Annotated in this window: 19 protein-coding genes and 1 pseudogene; 18 read left to right on the top strand and 2 right to left on the bottom strand. The window is 56.1% G+C overall.

Annotated elements, in window-relative coordinates:
- Positions 1–62 precede the first annotated feature (62 nt).
- Complete coding sequence (locus tag B2J69_RS22260) at positions 63–1,541, top strand: MBOAT family O-acyltransferase (protein WP_081142476.1); 1,479 nt, start codon at positions 63–65, stop codon at positions 1,539–1,541.
- Between the two features lie 7 nt (positions 1,542–1,548).
- On the top strand, positions 1,549–2,646 hold the full coding sequence (locus tag B2J69_RS22255; RefSeq protein ID WP_081142473.1) for an alginate O-acetyltransferase AlgX-related protein: 1,098 nt from the start codon (positions 1,549–1,551) through the stop codon (positions 2,644–2,646).
- Here the strand turns inward: B2J69_RS22255 and B2J69_RS24420 are convergent.
- Positions 2,636–2,689, bottom strand: coding sequence for a hypothetical protein (locus B2J69_RS24420; protein ID WP_236722774.1), 54 nt, complete (start codon positions 2,687–2,689; stop codon positions 2,636–2,638). The genes B2J69_RS22255 and B2J69_RS24420 overlap by 11 nt on opposite strands.
- A 67-nt stretch (positions 2,690–2,756) precedes the next feature.
- Between B2J69_RS24420 and B2J69_RS22245 the strand changes: the two are divergent.
- A pseudogene (locus B2J69_RS22245) lies at positions 2,757–3,041 on the top strand (tyrosine-type recombinase/integrase); the annotation flags it as partial.
- Positions 3,042–3,072: 31 nt separating this feature from the next.
- Here B2J69_RS22245 and fliE read toward each other — a convergent pair.
- Positions 3,073–3,384: a flagellar hook-basal body complex protein FliE gene (gene fliE / locus B2J69_RS22240; protein ID WP_081142470.1), complete on the bottom strand. Its 312-nt coding sequence runs from the start codon at positions 3,382–3,384 to the stop codon at positions 3,073–3,075.
- A gap of 234 nt (positions 3,385–3,618) precedes the next feature.
- Here fliE and fliF point away from each other — a divergent pair, with 234 nt between their 5' ends.
- The 15 genes from fliF (at position 3,619) to B2J69_RS22165 (ending at position 17,440) form a co-directional block, all read left to right on the top strand.
- Entirely contained in the window at positions 3,619–5,334 is a 1,716-nt protein-coding gene (gene fliF / locus B2J69_RS22235) for a flagellar basal-body MS-ring/collar protein FliF (protein WP_081142468.1), read from the top strand.
- Positions 5,331–6,323 carry a flagellar motor switch protein FliG gene (fliG, locus tag B2J69_RS22230; protein ID WP_081142465.1) on the top strand — a complete coding sequence of 331 codons (993 nt, stop codon included), beginning with the start codon at positions 5,331–5,333 and terminating at the stop codon, positions 6,321–6,323. Before fliF ends, fliG begins: the two co-directional genes overlap by 4 nt.
- Positions 6,316–7,008: a flagellar assembly protein FliH gene (gene fliH, locus B2J69_RS22225; protein ID WP_081142462.1), complete on the top strand. Its 693-nt coding sequence runs from the start codon at positions 6,316–6,318 to the stop codon at positions 7,006–7,008. The genes fliG and fliH overlap by 8 nt, the downstream gene beginning before the upstream one ends.
- Positions 7,008–8,360 carry a flagellar protein export ATPase FliI gene (gene fliI, locus B2J69_RS22220; protein WP_081142460.1) on the top strand — a complete coding sequence of 451 codons (1,353 nt, stop codon included), beginning with the start codon at positions 7,008–7,010 and terminating at the stop codon, positions 8,358–8,360. Before fliH ends, fliI begins: the two co-directional genes overlap by 1 nt.
- A 17-nt stretch (positions 8,361–8,377) precedes the next feature.
- On the top strand, positions 8,378–8,821 hold the full coding sequence (gene fliJ, locus B2J69_RS22215; RefSeq protein ID WP_081142458.1) for a flagellar export protein FliJ: 444 nt from the start codon (positions 8,378–8,380) through the stop codon (positions 8,819–8,821).
- A complete protein-coding gene (locus B2J69_RS22210) occupies positions 8,818–10,089 on the top strand; it encodes a flagellar hook-length control protein FliK (protein ID WP_081142457.1) in 1,272 nt (423 codons plus the stop codon). Before fliJ ends, B2J69_RS22210 begins: the two co-directional genes overlap by 4 nt.
- A 129-nt stretch (positions 10,090–10,218) precedes the next feature.
- Positions 10,219–10,704 carry a flagellar basal body-associated protein FliL gene (gene fliL / locus B2J69_RS22205; protein WP_081142456.1) on the top strand — a complete coding sequence of 162 codons (486 nt, stop codon included), beginning with the start codon at positions 10,219–10,221 and terminating at the stop codon, positions 10,702–10,704.
- A 4-nt stretch (positions 10,705–10,708) separates the two neighbouring features.
- The gene (gene fliM / locus B2J69_RS22200) at positions 10,709–11,716 is read left to right on the top strand and encodes a flagellar motor switch protein FliM (RefSeq protein ID WP_081142455.1); all 1,008 of its coding nucleotides are present in this window, start codon (positions 10,709–10,711) and stop codon (positions 11,714–11,716) included.
- A complete protein-coding gene (fliN, locus tag B2J69_RS22195; RefSeq protein ID WP_081142454.1) occupies positions 11,709–12,113 on the top strand; it encodes a flagellar motor switch protein FliN in 405 nt (134 codons plus the stop codon). Before fliM ends, fliN begins: the two co-directional genes overlap by 8 nt.
- Before the next feature lie 5 nt (positions 12,114–12,118).
- Positions 12,119–12,514 (top strand): flagellar biosynthetic protein FliO, encoded by a 396-nt coding sequence (gene fliO / locus B2J69_RS22190; protein WP_081142480.1) that lies wholly within the window; start codon positions 12,119–12,121, stop codon positions 12,512–12,514.
- On the top strand, positions 12,514–13,245 hold the full coding sequence (gene fliP, locus B2J69_RS22185; RefSeq protein ID WP_081142478.1) for a flagellar type III secretion system pore protein FliP: 732 nt from the start codon (positions 12,514–12,516) through the stop codon (positions 13,243–13,245). The genes fliO and fliP overlap by 1 nt, the downstream gene beginning before the upstream one ends.
- A 25-nt stretch (positions 13,246–13,270) precedes the next feature.
- Positions 13,271–13,540, top strand: a complete 270-nt coding sequence (fliQ, locus tag B2J69_RS22180; protein WP_081142453.1) for a flagellar biosynthesis protein FliQ — start codon at positions 13,271–13,273, stop codon at positions 13,538–13,540.
- Positions 13,540–14,325 carry a flagellar biosynthetic protein FliR gene (gene fliR / locus B2J69_RS22175; RefSeq protein WP_081142452.1) on the top strand — a complete coding sequence of 262 codons (786 nt, stop codon included), beginning with the start codon at positions 13,540–13,542 and terminating at the stop codon, positions 14,323–14,325. Before fliQ ends, fliR begins: the two co-directional genes overlap by 1 nt.
- Before the next feature lie 635 nt (positions 14,326–14,960).
- A complete protein-coding gene (gene rcsA / locus B2J69_RS22170; RefSeq protein WP_081142451.1) occupies positions 14,961–15,596 on the top strand; it encodes a transcriptional regulator RcsA in 636 nt (211 codons plus the stop codon).
- 134 nt (positions 15,597–15,730) lie between these two features.
- Positions 15,731–17,440, top strand: a complete 1,710-nt coding sequence (locus tag B2J69_RS22165) for a methyl-accepting chemotaxis protein (protein WP_081142450.1) — start codon at positions 15,731–15,733, stop codon at positions 17,438–17,440.
- Positions 17,441–17,906 lie beyond the last annotated feature (466 nt).

Genomic DNA, 17,906 nt, shown 5'->3' with positions numbered 1-17,906 from the left:
TCTTTACACTATGTGTATAATATATTGTAAATTCTAAACTCGTCTTTTGATTGGTAATAATTATGCTATTTAGCTCTTCCGAATTTATATTTTTGTTTTTACCGATTACATTTTTTATATATTTCTTGTTAAACAGAATTTCAAATCACCTCGTTGGTAAATCATGGCTTTGTATTTCAAGCTTGTTTTTTTACGGATACTGGGATGCCAGTTACTTACCTCTTCTTCTCACTTCCATCATATTTAATTTTTTTATTGGGGCTTTTCTCTCTCGCGGTAAAGAAAACGGCATGCATTTTATGAGGAAGTGCTCTCTAATCCTGAGCATTTCTTTAAACTTACTTGTACTTGGCTATTATAAATATGCAAACTTTTTCATAGAGAACATTAACTCTTTATCGGGAAGTGAGTACACTATCAAGGCAATAGTTCTTCCTCTTGGCATCAGTTTTTTTACATTCACGCAAATAGCATTTTTAGTCGATAGCTTTATGGGCAAGGCCAAAGAATATGACTTTATCAACTATACTCTCTTTGTGACTTTTTTTCCTCACTTGATAGCTGGACCTATATTGCATCATGGAGAAATGATGCCTCAATTTAAAGATAAAAATAACAATAGAATAAATTACAAAAACGTCATTTGCGGATTGATGATCTTCTCTATAGGTTTAATAAAGAAAGTTATAGTTGCAGATACTTTTGCCACTTTTGCTGAGCGCGGTTATACACAAGGATATGTGTATGATTTCTACAACTCGTGGGCAACTAGCCTATCCTATACTTTTCAGCTTTACTTTGATTTTAGTGGCTATTGTGACATGGCAATTGGCGCGGCATTGTTGTTTAACGTTATGCTTCCAATAAATTTCAACTCTCCATATAAGGCACTGGACATTCAGGACTTCTGGCGCAGATGGCACATTACCTTGGGTAGATATTTAAGAGATTACGTATATATCCCATTAGGAGGCAACAAAGTTTCCCCGTTCAGGAACTATTTAAATCTATTCGTTACTTTTACTATCGCAGGCCTTTGGCATGGTGCTAGTTGGATGTTTGTGCTTTGGGGGGCTATGCATGGTCTGGCGCTAATTATTCATCGCGTATGGAAGTACGCCGGATTAACAATGCCGAAATATCTTGCATGGTTCACTACATTTATGTTTGTTAACATTTCATGGATATTTTTTCGCTCTCCGAACCTTGATACAGCCACTGACATTATAAAAAACATGCTTGATATTTCCAAGTCAATGGATGTGTCTTTACCCTCTATTCCAACCACTGACCTTTCACGTTATGGACTATTTAGCGGGTGGGTAGCTCAACATATCTCTTTTGGCATTGCAGCCTATATATCAATATTTGCAATGTCTCTACTTGCTCTTGTAATTTGTTCGCAAAAGAACTCACAAGAGATTGCACTTAATGGAAAGTCAGGGTATATAAAAGTGGTCTCGCTAGCTCTTCTTAGCTCTATATCCGTTTACTTTACTCTGCACTCAGAAAGTGCAGTATTCTTATACTTTAATTTTTGAAGCGGCCATGAAAACCAAGTCAATTATATTCATATTTATTTTCTTAATTTCGTTATCAATCATCCCGATTTATAACATTATCAATCACAAAGCAATCTACCAAACTGATAGGCTTGAAAGAGTCAGGGATTCGCTTTTTAATATAGATTTAATAATGTCCATTGCAGGGTCTGCAGGTAATTTTGTGGGCATTTCATCTGATAGCAATAAAGTTTTCTTTGGGAGAGAAAAATGGCTTTTCTTGGGGGATTCTTTCAATCACTCCGTTTCAAAAAAAATAAATGGTTCGCAAGCGTATGGGAAGGAAATCAAAAAAACCATAAGTGTTATGCACGGGTGGGAAAAAATTTCGAAATCGATTGGAGTTAAGGGATTCTATGTTGTGGTTGGCCCTGACAAAGATTCAATTTATAGTGACAAATTACCACAGTGGTATGTGAAAAAGGAAAGCACCATTACTAGTGAATTGATTAATGGTTGTGACTTTTACATAAACACACCGGAAATTGTTCTAAGAGCCAAAAAAGAAACCACTGAGCCACTGTATTTCAAAACTGATACTCACTGGAATGAACTCGGTGCGTATGCTGCGTTTAAAGGGCTAGCTAATAAATCAGCAAAGAATAGAGAAAAATTAACTTGGCCTGATAGTGATTTGGAATTTACTTCTTTTGCTTCTGAGGCAGGGGATCTATCTCGGTTTCAACGTTCAGCAAGATTTTTATCTGATGTTGATATGAAAATAACTTCGCCTTCCGTGGCTAATCTTCATATATCTGTCAGCTCATATAATTCAGGCGTCATAATTTATAGCGGAAAAAACAAACCCATCGAGTCACCGTCAGAGCTATTGCTAGTTCATTCGCCAAGTGCTCTAAATAAAGTGAAGGTTCTTTGGCTTAGGGATTCATTCGGCACTGCAATGTCCCGAGTTATGGCTTCAACATTTTACGAGACACTTCAGGTTCATCACGGAAGGACATCTCCTGAAGCTATCAAAAAAATACTGCTAGATTACAAGCCTGATTATGTAATCGTAACGGTAGTTGAGAGAGATGAATTGAGCAAAATGTTTGCCTATGACCCAATTACAGTTACACATTAGGCTTATCAGGCCATGCGATGGCCTGAGAGGTATTACCGTCTATTCTGCTGAGTAGAACCCGATACTTCTTCCATAGAGGAAGATTCAGTAAACGGCAGGTCAGGCGCTTATATTCAACAGAGTCGCTTGGTCAGATATGGAACGGTGCACTGAGGCGTGCAGGCCTTCGTCACCGCAAAGCATATCAGTCCAGGCACACGTTCGCATGCTGGGCGTTGTCGGCAGGCGCAAACCCGAACTATGTCGCCGCGCAAATGGGTCACTCAGATGCGCAGATGGTGTATCGGGTTTATGGCGCCTGGATGTCAGAGAACAATACGGATCAGCTTTCCCTTATCAACACGAAAATGAACGATCTTGTGCTACATACGTGCTTCGCTAAAGTGGCCGTATAGTTATTTGTATTATTATCAGCAAGTTACCCACTTAAACCTGCATATTCATAATATCCGTATACGCCGACACCAGCTTGTTCCTCACCTGAATCCCCATCTGCATCGAGATAGACGACTTCTGCATATCCACCATCACGTCGTTCAGCGCAATGCCTGGCTTGCCCATCTCAAAATCCTGCGCCTGGGCGCGCGCGGTGTTCTGCGTGTCGCTGATCTTATCGAGCGCCGCTTTCATGGTGGCAGCGAAGTCGACCGGCTGCGTCGCCTCGCTGCTTTTGTTACTGGCCTGCAGCGAAGTCAGCTGAAGCTGCTGTAAAACGCCGTCGATTGCCTGAATGGACATGCCGTTACCTCATTGAGAGAAGGAGATGGAATTTTCTACGCTCAAAAAGTTAACACGTTGTCAATGAGACAAAGGCGCTAAATAACTGCAAAAAACCCGGCTTATTCGCCCATCGAATTTTGCGATAAAGAAAATAATGCCATGCATTGAAGTGGAATTTCTTTTACGCAGTGTCAGGGAGTCTGTTTTGTCACCACAACAAACCCGGTCAATTATGTCAGGCAGGAAACGGTCATGAATGCGAGTGCAGCCGCTACACAGGATTCAGCAAAAAAAGGCTTTAGTGACCTTATCGCTCGCCTGCGCGCTAACCCGCGTATCCCCCTTATCATTGCCGCCGCCGCCGCTATCGCTATCGTGATGGCGCTGGTGCTCTGGGCGAAAGCGCCGGATTACCGCGTGCTGTACAACAATCTCTCTGATGAAGACGGCGGCGCGATTGTTACTCAGCTCACCCAGATGAACATCCCCTACCGCTTTGCCGAGAACGGCGGCGCGCTGATGGTGCCGGCGGAAAAGGTGCATGAGCTGCGCCTGCGTCTGGCGCAGCAGGGACTGCCGAAGGGCGGATCGGTCGGCTTTGAACTGCTCGATCAGGAGAAGTTCGGCATCAGCCAGTTCAGCGAGCAGGTCAACTACCAGCGTGCGCTGGAAGGGGAACTGGCGCGCACCATCGAAACCCTGGGGCCGGTGAAAACCGCGCGCGTGCATCTGGCGATGCCGAAGCCGACGCTGTTCGTGCGCGAGCAGAAATCGCCTTCCGCCTCGGTGACCCTGAACCTGCAGCCGGGCCGCGCGCTCGATGAGGGCCAGATTCAGGCCATCGTGCATATGGTCTCCAGCAGCGTGGCGGGTCTGCCGCCGGGCAACGTCACCGTGGTCGATCAGAGCGGTCGTCTGCTGACCCGCTCCGACAGCGAAGGCCGCGATCTCAACGACGCGCAGCTGAAGTACACCGCCGAAGTCGAAGCGCGCTACCAGCAGCGCATTGAAGCGATCCTGAACCCGATTCTGGGCCAGGGCAACGTGCATGCGCAGGTGACAGCGCAGATCAACTTCGACAAGAGCGAGCAAACCGACGAGAAGTATCAGCCTAACGGCAACCCGAACAGCACCGCGATCCGCTCGCGTCAGACCAGCACCAGCGATCAGAGCGGCAGCCCCTATCCGGGCGGCGTGCCGGGAGCCCTCTCCAACCAGCCTGCGCCAGCCAACACCGCGCCGGTTAACGCGCCTAATGGTCAAAACGGACAGAACGGCCAGAACGGTCAGCAGAACAACGCTAACAACGGCAGCACCACCAGCACCGCCAGCAGCAGCGCGCCGACCAACTCGCGCCGCGACGATACGGTGAACTACGAGCTGGACCGCACCATTCGCCATACCAAAATGAACGTCGGCGACGTGCAGCGTCTCTCGGTCGCGGTGGTGGTTAACTACCGCGCCGACGACAAAGGCAAGGCGATCGCCCTTAACGAACAGCAGCTGAAGCAGGTAGAAGATCTGACGCGCGAAGCGATGGGCTACTCGCAGCCGCGCGGCGACAGCGTCAACGTGGTCAACTCCGAGTTCACCGCCAACGATCCGAGCAGCGGCGACCTGCCGTTCTGGCAGCAGCAGGCCTTCTTCGATCAGATGATGAACGTTGGCAAATGGCTGCTGATCGCCCTGGTCGCCTTCATCCTCTACCGCAAAATGGTGCGTCCGCAGCTGATGCGCAAACGCGAAGCGGAGCAGGCCGCCGTGGAAGCCGCCGCGCAGCGCGTTGCCGCCGAACAGGAAGAAGAAGCCTACAGCGTGCAGCTCAGCAAAGATGAGCAGGACGTGGAGCGTAAGTCTAACAACCGCATGAGCGCCGAGGTGATGAGCCAGCGCATCCGCGATATGTCCGAGAACGATCCGCGCGTCGTCGCGCTGGTTATCCGCGAATGGATGAGTAAAGAACTATGAGTCTGACCGGAACTGAAAAAAGCGCCATCCTGATGATGACCATCGGCGAAGAGCGCGCCGCCGAGGTGTTCAAGCACCTCAACCAGCGTGAAGTGCAGCACCTGAGCGCCGCGATGGCCAATATGCGCCAGGTGTCGCACAAGCAGCTCACCGAAATCCTGCGCGAGTTCGAGACCGACGCCGAGCAGTTCGCGGCGCTCAGCCTCAACTCGAACGAGTACCTGCGTTCGGTGCTCACCAAAGCGCTGGGCGAAGAGCGCGCCGCCAGCCTGCTGGAAGATATTCTCGAATCCCGCGAGACCACCAGCGGCATGGAAACGCTCAACTTTATGGAGCCGCAGGCGGCAGCCGATCTTATTCGCGACGAGCATCCGCAGATCATCGCCACCATCCTGGTGCACCTCAAACGCGGCCAGGCGGCGGATATCCTTGCGCTGTTCGACGAGCGCCTGCGTCACGACGTGATGCTGCGTATCGCCACCTTCGGCGGCGTGCAGCCGGCGGCGCTGGCGGAGCTGACCGAAGTGCTCAACAACCTGCTGGACGGCACCAACCTCAAGCGCGCGAAGATGGGCGGCGTGAGAACCGCGGCCGAAATCATCAACCTGATGAAAACGCAGCAGGAAGAGGCGGTTATCGAAGCGGTTCGCGACTTCGACGGCGAACTGGCGCAGAAGATCATCGACGAGATGTTCCTGTTCGAGAACCTGGTGGAAGTGGACGACCGCAGCATCCAGCGCCTGCTGCAGGAAGTGGAGTCCGAGCAGCTGCTGGTGGCGCTCAAGGGCGCAGAACAGCCGCTGCGCGAGAAGTTCCTCAAGAACATGTCGGCGCGCGCCGCCGATATCCTGCGCGACGACCTTGCCAACCGCGGGCCGGTGCGTATGTCTGCGGTGGAGAACGAACAGAAAGCCATCCTGCTTATCGTCCGTCGTCTGGCGGAATCGGGCGAGATGGTGATTGGCGGCGGCGAGGAAACCTATGTCTGATGCCTTTTCCGCCCGCCCGTGGCAGCTCTGGCAGCCTGAGGATTTAGGCCGCCGCGACGAGCCGGAGCCGGAGATGATGCCGGAGCCGGAGATGTTCGCCTCAGAGGTTGATGAGCAACAGCTTCAGTTCGAGCGCCTGCAGCAGCAGGCGCGCAAAGAATCGCAGGCGCAGGGCTACAGCGAAGGCCATCAGCAGGGCTTCGCCGAAGGCCAGAAAGCGGGCTACGACGCCGGTTTTCAGCAGGGGCTGGCGGATGCGCAGCAGCAGCAGGCGCCGCTTCAGGCGCGCATGCAGCAGCTGGTCACCGAGTTCCAGCACTCGCTGGAGGCGCTCGACAGCGTTATCGCCTCGCGGCTGATGCAGCTGGCGCTGGAGGCGGCGCGTCAGGTGATCGGCCAGGCGACTACGGTGGACGGCACGGCGCTGCTGCGTCAGATCCAGCAGCTGCTGCAGCAGGAGCCGATGTTCAGCGGCAAACCGCAGCTGCGCGTGCATCCCGACGATCTGCAACGCATTGAACAGACGCTTGGCCCGACGCTCGATCTGCACGGCTGGCGGCTGCTGGCCGACAGCACGCTGCATCCCGGCGGCTGCAAGCTGAGCGCCGAAGATGGCGACCTTGACGCCAGCGTGGCGACGCGCTGGCAGGAGCTGTGTCGCCTCGCCGCGCCAGGAGAGTTTTAATGACCTCGCGACTCTCCCGCTGGCTGGGCGCGCTCGACGCCTTTGAAACCCGCATCGCCCAGGTACAGCCGGTGCGCCGCTATGGCCGCCTGACGCGCGCCACCGGTCTGGTGCTGGAGGCGACCGGCCTGCAGCTGCCGCTTGGCGCCACCTGCGTAATCGAACGCAACGACGGCAAAACCCTGACCGAAGTGGAAAGCGAAGTGGTGGGCTTTAACGGCCAGAAACTGTTTTTAATGCCGCTGGAAGAGGTTGACGGCATTCTGCCTGGCGCGCGCGTCTATGCCCGCGACAGCGGCCACAGCGGCAAACAGCTGCTGCTCGGCCCAGAACTGCTGGGCCGCGTGCTCGACGGCAGCGGCAAGCCGCTGGACGGCCTGCCCTCGCCCGACACCGGCTACCGCGCGCCGCTGATCACGCCGCCGTTTAACCCGCTGCAGCGCACGCCAATTACCGACGTGCTGGACACCGGCGTGCGCGCCATCAACGCCCTGCTCACCGTGGGTCGCGGCCAGCGTATGGGCCTGTTCGCCGGCTCCGGCGTCGGCAAAAGCGTGCTGCTCGGCATGATGGCGCGCTATACCCAGGCGGACGTGATCGTGGTCGGCCTGATCGGCGAGCGCGGCCGCGAAGTAAAAGACTTTATTGAAAATATCCTCGGCGCCGAGGGGCGCGCGCGCTCGGTGGTTATCGCCGCGCCCGCCGACGTCTCGCCGCTGCTGCGCATGCAGGGCGCCGCCTACGCCACGCGCATCGCCGAAGATTTTCGCGATCGCGGCCAGCATGTGCTGCTGATCATGGACTCCCTGACGCGCTACGCCATGGCGCAGCGTGAGATTGCGCTGGCTATCGGCGAGCCGCCCGCCACCAAAGGCTATCCGCCCTCAGTGTTCGCCAAACTGCCTGCGCTGGTGGAGCGCGCCGGCAACGGCACCCACGGCGGCGGCTCCATTACCGCCTTCTATACCGTCCTGACCGAGGGCGACGATCAGCAGGATCCCATCGCCGACTCGGCGCGCGCCATTCTCGACGGCCATATCGTGCTGTCGCGCCGGCTGGCTGAAGCGGGCCACTATCCGGCGATCGATATCGAAGCCTCTATCAGCCGCGCCATGACCGCGCTGATCGATGAGGATCACTATGCGCGGGTGCGCCAGTTTAAACAGCTGCTCTCCAGCTTCCAGCGCAACCGCGACCTGGTGAGCGTCGGCGCCTACGCCGCCGGCAGCGACCCGATGCTGGATAAGGCGATCCGCCTCTATCCGCAGATGGAAGCCTTTTTGCAACAGGGCATTTTCGAACGCAGCCACTACGACGACGCCTGCCTGCATCTGCACGCGCTGTTCGGCTAACGGCGGAGGAGTAAGCGATGAAAAGCGCCAGTGCCATCGACACGCTGCGCGATTTAGCGGAGCAGGATCTGGAAAAAGCGGTGATCCACCTCGGCGATATGCGCCGCGGCGTGCGCCAGGCCGACGAGCAGCTCACCATGCTGCTCGACTACCAGGATGAGTACCGCAACAAGCTGAACAGCGATATGTCGGGCGGCATCGCCACCACGCGCTGGACCAACTACCACCAGTTTATTCAGACGCTGGAAAAAGCGATTGAGCAGCACCGCGCCCAGCTGAATCACTGGAACCAGCGGCTGGAGCAGGCGCTGGCGAGCTGGCGCGAGAAGCAGCAGCGCCTTAACGCCTATCAGACGCTGATTAGCCGCGCGGCGGACAACGCATTACGAATGGAAAACCGTCTCGATCAGAAACGGATGGATGAATATGCCCAACGGGCCGCATTGAGGAAAGGCGAATGATTACGCTGCCAACTACTGTCACCGCCGCCAGCGCGAAAGGTGACCTGAACAGTTCAGATTCCGCAGACCTTTTGCACAGTGTCAAATCGCTGCCGCAGGATTTTCTCACCGAGCTGGGCAACCGCCTGCTGACGCTGGCGAAACAGCAGGGAAACGTGGCGCAATCTGCTGAAAGCGCAGAGGAAAGCCAGGATGAGGCCGCGCCGACGGATGCGCTCAGCGCGCTGCTGACTCCCTTTGAGCAACCCGACAGCCTGAATGCGCTGCTGACGCCGGAAAATATTAAAGCCGCCACCAAATCCGCCGATGATAAAGAGAAAGAAAGCGCAGAAATCGTAAACAGCAGTGATGCGCAAACTATACAGGCGCTGTTCGCCATGCTGCCGGCAACGGCGGTGACGCAGAGCAGCGTAAACGCGGCGGTGAGTCCGGCGGCGACCGGCGGTGAAACGCGGCGCAGCGCGCTCTCCACGCTGAGCCAGGCGCTAAGCGGCGCGCTGGCGCAGAGCGATGCGTCGCCGTCACAGACGCAGTCGAGCCAGGCAGAGACGAAAGCGGTGTCAGCGGCTGTACTGCACGCAACGCCAGCGGCGACGGCAACGGCAGCAGCCAGCACGACCGCCGCACCGCTGACGCTGGACAGCAGCTTTCAGCAGGCGCTGAGCAGCTTCAGCAAGCCGGATGAGAAAAGCGCGCCGCTGACCTCGGACAGCACCACGCTCACCAGCGCCCCGCTCAGCAGCAGCTCGGCGCCGCTGATGATGCAGAGCGCCTCGGCCACGACCAGCACGCCGTCGACGCCGATGCTTAACGCGCAGCTGGGCAGCGACGAGTGGCAGCAGGCGCTCAGCCAGCAGATTGTGATGTTCAGCCGCAACGGCCAGCAAAACGCCGAGCTGCGGCTGCATCCGGCAGACCTGGGAGCGATCCAGATTAGCCTGAAGCTGGAAAACGACCAGGCGCAGATCAGTATGGCCTCCAGCCACAGCCACGTCAGGGCCGCGCTGGAAGCCGCCCTTCCGCAGCTGCGCACCGCGCTGGCGGAAAACGGCATTAACCTGGGACAGAGTCAGGTCAGCAGTGACAGCTTCGCGCAGAGCCAGGGCTTCCAGCAGCAGCAACAGCAGCAGCAGGAGACACGCCGCGACGGACAGCACGGCGCCTTTTCTCTCTCCCAGAATGACGATAGCGAAATAACGCCGATCGCCGTTCCTGCCGCCCTTCAGGCGCGCATCCTCGGCACCGGCGCCGTCGATACCTTTGCCTGACAGCGACAAACGCTGAAGGTAAGCGTAAAACCCGCGTCTTTTCTTCCCATTGTTTGACTTAAGACGCGGGATAATCTGTCCAGGCAAACCGAGAGGTTTGCCGATAATTCACAGGAAGTTACTGCAAAAATGTCTGATAACGCGAAAGCAAAAGGCCGCAAACGTTCACTCTTAATTCCGGTGTTGCTGATTGTAACGCTGGCCGCTTGTAGCGTGGCAGGCTATGCAGTCTGGCGAATGATGAATAAACACGAGAGCGACAAACCGGAAGCCGCGAAAGTGGAACCGCCACCCGCTCCCGTCTTTTTTGCGCTTGATACCTTTACGGTTAACCTGGTCAATCCCGACAACGATCCTGACCGCGTGCTGTACGTAGGCTTTACCCTGCGTCTGCCGGACGAAGATACCCGTCGTCGGATGAATGATTATCTGCCGGACGTGCGTAGCCGCTTGCTGCTGCTGCTCTCCCGACAGAGCGCCGCCGCGCTGGCGACGGAGCCAGGCAAGCAAGCGCTGATTGATCAGATCAAGCAGGTGCTGTCACCTCCGCTGGTGAAAGGACAGCCTGCGCAGGTGGTAACCGACGTGCTGTTTACCGCCTTCATTTTGAGGTAAATCAATGGGCGATAGCATTCTCTCCCAGGCTGAGATTGACGCGCTGCTCAACGGCGACAGTGACAGCGCGGTAGATGAAAAGAATCAAAGCGGGCCGGAAGGCGACATTCGTCCTTACGATCCGAATACCCAGCGTCGCGTGGTGCGCGAGCGCTTGCAGGCGCTGGAGATTATTAATGAGCGTTTCGCCCGACATTTTCGTATGGCGCTGTTTAACCTGCTGCGCCGCAGCCCGGATATCAGCGTCGGTGCGATCAAGATTCAGCCGTATCACGAGTTCGCCCGCAACCTGCCGGTGCCGACCAACCTGAACCTGATCCACCTGAAACCGCTGCGCGGAACGGCGCTGGTGGTCTTCTCGCCAAGCCTGGTGTTTATCGCCGTGGATAACCTGTTCGGCGGCGACGGACGCTTTCCGACCAAGGTAGAAGGCCGCGAGTTCACCCACACCGAGCAGCGCGTAATCCGCCGCATGCTGAAGCTGGCGCTGGAAGGCTACAGCGACGCGTGGAAGGCGATCTACCCGCTGGACGTGGAGTATGTCCGCTCCGAGATGCAGGTCAAGTTCACCAACATCACCACCTCGCCGAACGATATCGTGGTCAACACGCCGTTCCAGGTCGAGATTGGCAACCTGGTGGGCGAGTTCAACATCTGTATTCCGTTCTCGATGATCGAGCCGCTGCGCGAGCTGCTGGTCAACCCGCCGCTGGAGAACTCCCGTACGGAGGATAACCACTGGCGCGAAAACCTGGTGAAGCAGGTGCAGCATTCGGAGCTGGAGCTGATTGCCCACTTCGCCGAGACCTCGCTGCGTCTGTCGCGCATTTTGCAGCTCAAGCCTGGCGACGTGCTGCCGATCGAGAAGCCGGAGCGCATTATCGCGCACGTCGACGGCGTGCCGGTGCTTACCAGCCAGTACGGCACCATGAACGGCCAGTATGCCCTGCGTGTCGAGCATTTGATTAACCCGATTTTGAATTCGCTGAATGAGGAACAGCCCAATGAGTGACAGCAATAAACCGTCCGACGACATCTCTGCGGACGATCTGTGGGCTGAGGCGATGAACGAGCAGACCGCCACCAGTGCGGCGCCGAGCGACGACGTGTTTAAAACGTTCGAGAGCAGCGTGGCCGCCGGTTCACTGCAGGATATCGACCTGATTATGGATATCCCGGTCAAACTCACCGTCGAGCTGGGCCGCACCAAAATGACCATCAAAGAGCTGCTGCGTCTGACGCAGGGCTCGGTGGTGGCGCTCGACGGCCTGGCCGGCGAGCCGCTGGATATTCTGATCAACGGCTACCTGATCGCCCAGGGCGAAGTGGTGGTGGTCAATGATAAATATGGCGTGCGCATCACCGACATTATCACGCCGTCTGAACGTATGCGTCGTCTGAGCCGCTAAGCATGATGAACACCCAGTCCCACGCGCTGCAGCCCGCGGCGCCCGCCGCGCCAGCCCTCTCCACCGGCTCTGTTGTGACGCAGGTCAGCAGCGTGCTGGCGGTAATTGTGCTGCTGATCCTCGCCTGCGCCTGGCTGGCGCGCCGTCTCGGCTTCGCGCCGAAAACGGTAAGCAACCAGGCGCTGAAGGTGAGCGCCAGCGTACAGGTTGGCCAGCGCGAGCGCGTGGTGATTGTGGATACCGCCGAGGCGCGCCTGGTACTGGGCGTCACGGCGGCGCAGATCACCCATCTGCACACCCTGCCGCCGATGACCCCGGAGGAGCGCGCGCCCGCCGCCGCGCCGCAAGATTTCCGTCAGCTGTTACAGAACCTGGTTAAACGTCCCGGAAAACCCCAATGATGCGTCGACTGCTCTCCTTTTTGCCGCTGCTGCTGCTGGCGCCGGCCGCTCACGCCCAGCTGCCGGGCCTGGTGAGCCATGCGCTGCCCAACGGCGGGCAGAGCTGGTCGCTGCCGGTGCAGACGCTGGTGTTTATCACCTCGCTGACCTTTATTCCCGCGGTGCTGCTGATGATGACCAGCTTCACCCGCATCATTATCGTGTTCGGCCTGCTGCGCAACGCGCTGGGCACGCCGTCGGCGCCACCGAATCAGGTGATGCTCGGCCTCGCGCTGTTTTTGACCTTCTTTATTATGGCGCCGACCTTCGACAAGATTTACGACGACGCCTATCTGCCGTTCAGCCAGGACAAAATCAGCATGGACGTGGCGCTGGAGAAAGGGGCGCAGCCGCTGCGCGATTTTATGCTGCGCCAGACGCGCGAAGCGGACCTGGCGCTGTTTGCCCGCCTGGCGAACACGCCGCCGATTGCGGGGCCGGAAGCGGTGCCGATGCGCATTCTGCTGCCCGCCTACGTCACCAGCGAACTGAAAACCGCCTTTCAGATTGGCTTTACCGTCTTTATCCCGTTTTTGATTATCGATCTGGTGGTCGCCAGCGTGCTGATGGCGCTGGGGATGATGATGGTGCCGCCGGCGACCATCTCGCTGCCCTTCAAGCTTATGCTGTTTGTTCTGGTGGATGGCTGGCAGTTGCTGGTCGGTTCGCTGGCGCAAAGCTTCTATTCCTGATTATTCCGATTCCCCGGAGAGAAAAATGACGCCAGAATCCGTGATGGTGATGGGCCAGGAGGCGATGCGCCTGGCGCTGATGCTTGCCGCGCCGCTGCTGCTGGCGGCGCTGGTGAGCGGCCTGATTATCAGCCTGCTGCAGGCCGCGACCCAGGTCAACGAACAGACGCTTTCCTTTATTCCGAAGGTGCTGGCCGTTGCCGCGACCGGCGTCATTGCCGGGCCGTGGATGCTGAATCTGGTGCTGGACTATATCCGCACCCTGTTCACCAACCTGCCTTATATGATCGGCTAATGGTCACGCTCGACAGCGGTCAGCTGGTTCACTGGGTCAGTCAGTTTTTCTGGCCGCTGGCACGTATGCTGGCGCTGTTCGCCACCGCGCCGCTGCTGAGCGAGCGCACCATCAGCAACCGGGTGAAGATTGGCCTGGCGGCGCTGATTACCTGGCTAATGGTGCCGGTGCTGCCGCCGGTTGAAGTAACGCTGTTTTCGTCTGCTGGCTTCTGGCTGCTGCTGCAGCAGATGCTGATTGGCGTCGGGCTCGGCTTTACCATGCAGCTGGCCTTTGCTGCGGTGCGCCTGTCGGGCGAGGTGATCGGTTTGCAGATGGGGCTGTCGTTCGCCACCTTTTTCGACCCAGGCAGTCGATTAAATATGCCGGTGCTGGCGCGTTTTCTCGATATGCTGGCGATGCTGCTGTTTCTGACCTTCAACGGACACCTGTGGTTGATCTCGTTGCTGGCGGACAGTTTTCATACGCTGCCGATTGGCGGAGGGCTGTTAAACGCCAATGCCTTTAACGCGCTGGTCAAAGCGGGCGGGTTAATTTTCCTTAATGGCATGATGTTAGCGTTACCCTTAATCGTTTTGCTGCTTCTGATAAACCTGGTACTGGGTTTGTTAAACCGTGTTACACCTCAGCTCTCTATTTTTGCGGTTGGCTTTCCAATTACCTTAACAGTGGGAATTTTGACCATGGGGTTGATGATGCCGCTGGTCGCGCCCTTCTGTGAGCATCTGTTTAGTGAAGTCTTTGATTTGCTCGCCCAGTTTCTGGTGGAACTGTCTCACCCCTGATCATTAAGTATCTCACTATCTTTCTAAAGTAATACTTAAGCCACTTAAAACATTCTGTGCATTTTTCAAACCAGTTTTCTCAGAAATCAACTAAGGAAATTCTGATAAGTGAGAACTGACTCTGAAAATTATTCTTATTAAACCGCGCTTCAAGTATTTTATTTCACAGATTCCCGGCATCGCTAAGAGCGTGGAATCGTTGACAAAAAAGGCAACAGGTTGTTTTCGAACAAAAAAAATCCTTTAACGATTTTTCTTGTCAGGACTCTCTTTTTCCGGCATTGTCAACACTCGCTAAAACGTCACACTTTCGCGAATCAAATGTTTTTAAGAATCGTCCTATCAGCATTGAGGGTGTTATGCGCGATAGTGACGAGGCTCTCAAAACAGGGTGTTATGCACGCTTATTGCAAACCGCCAGCGATTCCCGCTATCACTGGAGGGATAAGTGACGTCAAGGCAGCACAAAAATAACTTTGCAGAAACGGGTCAGGGAAGAGTACTTTTGGCAGGCGTATGGCCTGTCGCCAGACTGCTGAGCAGAATAAAAAAGTGTCTTAGAAATCTCTCTCGTACCGCAACGCGTAATTCATCGTTGATTTAAACGGATAACAAATTGGTGAGGGTCGCTAAACATGCCAACGATTATTATGGATTCATGCAACTACACACGCCTGGGATTATCGGACTATATGTCCTGTAAGGGAGTCAAAAAGAAAAACATCTTTTCCGTCTCCGATATTGATCAATTACAGCAGCGCTGCGAACAGTTAAAACCTGGCGTAGTGTTTATTAACGAAGAATGTTTCATTCATGAATCGGATTCCAGCGACCGCATCCGAAACATTATTATGCAGCATCCGGAAACGCTCTTTTTCATCTTTATGGCGATTTCCAATATCCATTTTGAGGAATACCTCTACGTTCGTAAGAACCTGATTATTACGTCAAAATCGATAAAAACGACGACGCTGGACTCATTACTTAGCACCTATTTGCAGAAAAAGCTCAACGCCTCTCCGCGTATTTCTTCTGGCCTGGACGTTCACCCGCTGACATTAAGCCAGACGGAATCGAATATGCTGAAAATGTGGATGTCGGGTCACGACACCATTCAGATCTCAGACAAGATGCAAATTAAGGCTAAAACAGTTTCGTCACATAAAGGTAATATTAAGCGCAAAATTAAAACCCACAATAAACAGGTTATCTACCATGTGGTGCGTTTAACCGACAATGTGACCTCTGGCATCTATGTCAATGTAAGATAATCACTTCGCGAAAGAACCGGCCTCCTGGCCGGTTTTTTTTCGCCGTTTTTGCGAGCGAGATCGCACTCCCTGCCCTAACCCTTTTTCTCTCTTTGCCGATGTTAGCCTCATAACCCCGACATGAGATCAAGGATATGAACACACCACTGGATTCTTCTGCACAGTTCAAGGCCGGACTGTGGCGCAACCTGCGCCTGGTTCCACTCTTCAGTATGATCTTCGGCGGCATTATGCTGCTGTTCGCCCTCTGTATCGCTCTTGCCAGCTACTTCCTGATTCAGAGCAACCAGTCGTTGCGCGATGCCACTGACGAGATCCAGGTGCGTATGGGGATCTCCAACAGTTCAAACCACCTGCGCACCGCGCGCCTCACGATTATTCAGGCGGGCGCCGCCGCGCGCATCGGCGAGATGGATGAGTTCAAAGCCAGCGTCGCCGCCACCGAGAAACGCATTCAGCAGGCGCAGGACGGCTTCAAACTCTATCTGGCGCGCAAGGTGAAAACCCCCGAGGATATCGCCCTCGACGCGCCGCTGACGGCGCGCTTTAACGACTATGTCGAAAAAGGGCTGAAGCCGATGATCAACGCCGGCAAACAGGGCAGCTTCGAGGGGATTATCGCGCAGGAGACCGACGTCACGCGCAAACTCGACAACGCCTATAACGAGGTGCTGCTGCAGGCGATCAAGCTGCGCACGCAGCGCGCCGACGCCATTAACGCCAGAGCGGAGCATCAGTCGCGCATCGGCTTTATCGCCATGGCCGCCGCCTTCGCCGCCGCGCTGGCGCTAACGCTGCTGACCTTCGTGTTCCTGCGTCGCGTGGTGATCAGCCCGCTGCGTCAGTCGGTGGCGCGCATTGAACGCATCGCGCAGGGCGACCTCACTGCCCCACCGGAGCCGCACGGCCGCAGCGAGATTGGCGCTCTGCTGCATAACCTGCAGCTGATGCAGGATTCGCTGGTTAAAACCGTTGGCACGGTGCGTGAAGGCGCCGTCGCCATCTATCAGGGCTCTGGCGAAATTTCCGCCGGCAACACCGATCTCTCTTCCCGCACCGAGCAGCAGGCCGCCGCGCTGGAGCAGACCGCCGCCAGCATGGAGCAGCTCACCGCCACGGTAAAGCAGAACGCCGAGAACGCCCATCACGCCAGCCAGCTGGCGGCGGACGCCTCCGGCAAAGCGCGCAGCGGCGGCGATCTGGTTAACGGCGTGGTGAAAACCATGACTAACATCTCCGGCAGTTCGAAGAAGATCGCTGAGATCACCAACGTCATCAACAGCATCGCCTTCCAGACCAATATTCTGGCGCTTAACGCCGCGGTAGAAGCGGCGCGCGCCGGCGAACAGGGCCGCGGCTTCGCGGTGGTCGCCAGCGAGGTGCGCAGTCTGGCGCAGCGCAGCGCCCAGGCGGCGAAAGAGATCGAGTCGCTGATTGCGGAGTCGGTCAACCTGATCAAAGAGGGCTCCCATCAGGTAGGCGAAGCGGGCGCAACCATGGGCGATATCGTCGAGGCGGTGCGTCGCGTCACCGATATCATGGCTGAGATTGCCGCTGCGTCGGATGAGCAGAGCCGCGGCATCCAGCAGGTGAGCCAGGCGGTCACCGAGATGGACAATGTGACCCAGCAGAACGCCTCGCTGGTGGAAGAAGCCTCCGCGGCGGCGGCCTCGCTGGAAGATCAGGCGGGTAAACTAACGCAGGCGGTGGCCGCTTTCCGCCTGCACAACACGCCGGTTCGCCCGGCGGCGCCCTCTCCGGCCGCGCCTGCGCTGAAATCGCCGCTGGCGACGCCGCGTCCGGCGCTGGCCGCAACAGGCAGCGATAACTGGGAAACCTTTTGAGTTATTGACGGCATAAGAAAGGAGCCTTAACGGCTAATACTTGTCAGTTAAGCATGGGGTGATAACGCAGTCTGGAGCCGCTCAGGGACGGGCGGTCCTCGCGCCGCTGACGCGGTCCCTTCACGTCATTCGTCTGCCTGACGGACCGGTGGGGATGGAACATCCCTGTTCCAGCCCCACCTTTCGTCCGCTTCCCTGCGGGCTCTCCTGGCAGACTCATTCTGTTCAGCGCTGCGAAATGCCCGTCCCTGAGCGGCCCCAGCCTGCTGGCCAGCTTCTGTGGGCGCTGCTGGAAAAGGACGGCAGCGTTTTTACTGCTACAAAGGGCACTCTGTCTGAGGTCACTGCGCCTCCTCTGCTGTAGAGGGCTATTCGCAGCGCTGAGGCGGAAACGTTGTGCCAGGAGCCGGTCGCAGGGATGCGACCGGCAGTTCGGGTAGGCCTGGATGGCCGTACCCGAACGGTC

Origin of the sequence: Pantoea latae, assembly GCF_002077695.1 — a bacterium.
In the GTDB taxonomy this organism is placed as follows: domain Bacteria; phylum Pseudomonadota; class Gammaproteobacteria; order Enterobacterales; family Enterobacteriaceae; genus Pantoea; species Pantoea latae.
Note: the sequence above shows the minus strand (reverse complement) of the source record. Positions and strands in the feature narration are given on the sequence as shown.

Bases quoted from the DNA above. Each gene is read 5' to 3' on its own strand.
- fliJ (WP_081142458.1), top strand. From the start codon at position 8,378: ATGAAAAGCGCCAGTGCCATCGACACGCTGCGCGATTTAGCGGAGCAG.
- fliI (WP_081142460.1), top strand. From the start codon at position 7,008: ATGACCTCGCGACTCTCCCGCTGGCTGGGCGCGCTCGACGCCTTTGAA.
- B2J69_RS22255 (WP_081142473.1), top strand. From the start codon at position 1,549: ATGAAAACCAAGTCAATTATATTCATATTTATTTTCTTAATTTCGTTA.
- rcsA (WP_081142451.1), top strand. From the start codon at position 14,961: ATGCCAACGATTATTATGGATTCATGCAACTACACACGCCTGGGATTA.
- fliH (WP_081142462.1), top strand. From the start codon at position 6,316: ATGTCTGATGCCTTTTCCGCCCGCCCGTGGCAGCTCTGGCAGCCTGAG.
- fliF (WP_081142468.1), top strand. From the start codon at position 3,619: ATGAATGCGAGTGCAGCCGCTACACAGGATTCAGCAAAAAAAGGCTTT.
- fliL (WP_081142456.1), top strand. From the start codon at position 10,219: ATGTCTGATAACGCGAAAGCAAAAGGCCGCAAACGTTCACTCTTAATT.
- fliO (WP_081142480.1), top strand. From the start codon at position 12,119: ATGAACACCCAGTCCCACGCGCTGCAGCCCGCGGCGCCCGCCGCGCCA.
- fliQ (WP_081142453.1), top strand. From the start codon at position 13,271: ATGACGCCAGAATCCGTGATGGTGATGGGCCAGGAGGCGATGCGCCTG.
- fliM (WP_081142455.1), top strand. From the start codon at position 10,709: ATGGGCGATAGCATTCTCTCCCAGGCTGAGATTGACGCGCTGCTCAAC.
- fliP (WP_081142478.1), top strand. From the start codon at position 12,514: ATGCGTCGACTGCTCTCCTTTTTGCCGCTGCTGCTGCTGGCGCCGGCC.
- fliN (WP_081142454.1), top strand. From the start codon at position 11,709: ATGAGTGACAGCAATAAACCGTCCGACGACATCTCTGCGGACGATCTG.
- fliR (WP_081142452.1), top strand. From the start codon at position 13,540: ATGGTCACGCTCGACAGCGGTCAGCTGGTTCACTGGGTCAGTCAGTTT.
- B2J69_RS22165 (WP_081142450.1), top strand. From the start codon at position 15,731: ATGAACACACCACTGGATTCTTCTGCACAGTTCAAGGCCGGACTGTGG.
- B2J69_RS22210 (WP_081142457.1), top strand. From the start codon at position 8,818: ATGATTACGCTGCCAACTACTGTCACCGCCGCCAGCGCGAAAGGTGAC.
- B2J69_RS22260 (WP_081142476.1), top strand. From the start codon at position 63: ATGCTATTTAGCTCTTCCGAATTTATATTTTTGTTTTTACCGATTACA.
- fliG (WP_081142465.1), top strand. From the start codon at position 5,331: ATGAGTCTGACCGGAACTGAAAAAAGCGCCATCCTGATGATGACCATC.
- fliE (WP_081142470.1), bottom strand. From the start codon at position 3,384: ATGTCCATTCAGGCAATCGACGGCGTTTTACAGCAGCTTCAGCTGACT.